This window comes from Orrella sp. JC864 (assembly GCF_037026685.1).
Lineage (GTDB): Bacteria > Pseudomonadota > Gammaproteobacteria > Burkholderiales > Burkholderiaceae_B > Orrella.
The window spans coordinates 1-1,847 of record NZ_JBANET010000048.1; the positions used below are offsets into that span (position 1 = coordinate 1).

At 67.5% G+C, this 1,847-nt stretch carries 2 protein-coding genes; both read right to left on the reverse strand.

Features of this window, described 5'->3' with window-relative positions; translation table 11 throughout:
• The coding region (locus V8Z80_RS20815) for a TRAP transporter large permease (RefSeq protein WP_336063329.1) at positions 1-1,251 on the reverse strand (1,251 nt) is incomplete at its 3' end.
• Between the two features lie 16 nt (positions 1,252-1,267).
• The gene (locus V8Z80_RS20820; RefSeq protein WP_336063330.1) at positions 1,268-1,786 is read right to left on the reverse strand and encodes a TRAP transporter small permease; all 519 of its coding nucleotides are present in this window, start codon (positions 1,784-1,786) and stop codon (positions 1,268-1,270) included.
• Between the last annotated feature and the right edge of the window lie 61 nt (positions 1,787-1,847).

Here is a 1,847-nt window from a genome sequence, read left to right on the forward strand (position 1 = left end):
GAGCCACAGCAGCAGGGCGGCGATCAGCAGCAGCGCGAAGAACGGGGCGGTGGCGCGGGCCACGTAGAACATGTCCCTGCCCGTCAGGGCTTGCAGCACGAACAGGTTAAAGCCCACGGGCGGGGTGATCTGCGCCATTTCCACGACCAGGATCACGAAGATGCCGAACCAGATCAGGTCGATGCCCGCGGCCTGCACCGTGGGCAGCAGCACGGCCGAGGTCAGCACGATCATCGAGACCCCGTCCAGGAAGCAGCCCAGGATGATGAAGATCACGGTCAGCACCAGGATCAGCAGGCCGGGCGACAGGCCCATGTTGGAGATGCCCTGGGCGATGGCCGCCGGCAGCCCGATGAAGGCCACCGCCGTGGTCAGGAAACCGGCCGAGGCGATGATAAAGCCGATCATGCACGAGGTGCGCATGGCGGCCATGGCGCTTTCCCAAAACACCTTGGGGCTTAAGCTGCCCGAGACCGCCGACAGGATCAGCGAGCCCAGCACGCCCAGGGCGGCGGCCTCGGTGGGCGTGGCGATGCCGGTGTAGATCGAGCCGATGATGGCCAGGATCAGCAGCACGGTGGGGATCAGCAGGCGCGAGGCCCACAGTTTTTCGCGCAGCGTGGTGCGCGTGTCGTCCCGCGGCACCTTGGACGGGTTGCGCCAGGCCCAGACGGCGATAAAGCCGGAGAACAGCACGATCATCATCAGCCCGGGCAGGATGCCGGCGATGAACAGGCGCGCGATCGAGACCTCGGCGGTGATGCCGTAGACGATCATCATGATCGAGGGCGGGATCATCAGGCCCAGCGTGCCCGAGCCGGCCAGCGAGCCGATCACCATGCGGTCGTCGTAGCCGCGGCGCGTGAGTTCGGGCACGGTCATGCGCCCGATGGTGGCGGCCGTGGCCGCCGAGGAGCCCGAGATGGCCGCGAAGATGCCGCAGCCGACCACGTTGCAATGCAGCAGCCCGCCGGGCAGGCGCTTGAGCCAGGGCACCAGGCCGCGGAACACGTCCTGGGCGATGCGGCTGCGGCTCAGGATCTCGCCCATCCAGATGAACATGGGCAGGGCGGTGAGCGACCAGGCGCTGGCCGCGCCCCAGGTGGTGTTGGCCATCAGTGGGCCGGGCAGGGTCGAGGAGAACACGGTCAGGGTGGCCCAGCCCAGCGCGAACAGCGCCACGCCGATCCATATGCCGCCCAGCAGCAGGGCAAAGAGCAAGCCCAGCACGAATACGGTTTCGATCATCATCTTGGCACGCTCCGCGTCAGACCGACTCGGTCAACGAGACGGTCTTGACCTGCCGGTAGGACGGCTGCCTGCCGCGCAGCGCGCCCAGCAGGTCGTCGGCCAGGGCGATGAACATGATCACCGCACCCACGGCCATGCCCAGCTGCGGGATCCACAGCGGCACGGGCACCATGCCCTGGGTCATCTCGCCGAACTGGCGGGATTCGAGCATGCCGGCGCTGGCGTACCAGGCGAAGATGCCCATGAAGACCGTGGCGATGACCAGGCACAGCACCTCGATCACGTGGCGCGCGCGCGGGGCCAGGCGCTCGATCACCAGCGATACGCGGATGTGTTCGTTCTTGCGCAGCGTGGCGGCCAGGCCCAGGAAGGTGGAGGCGGCCATGCACCAGCCGGCGAATTCGTCGGTCGAATACAGGTCCAGGCCGAAGATGCGGCTGGCGATGGTCAGCAGGGTCAGGACCGCGATGGCGATCAGGAACAGGCAGGCCAGTACGCCGGCCGTGTTGTATAGGGTGTCTAGCGCTCGTCGCATCAAAGCCCCCTGGCTATGTTCTGGGTATGGAAACGCGCCGCCCCGGCTGGCGGGGCGGCGC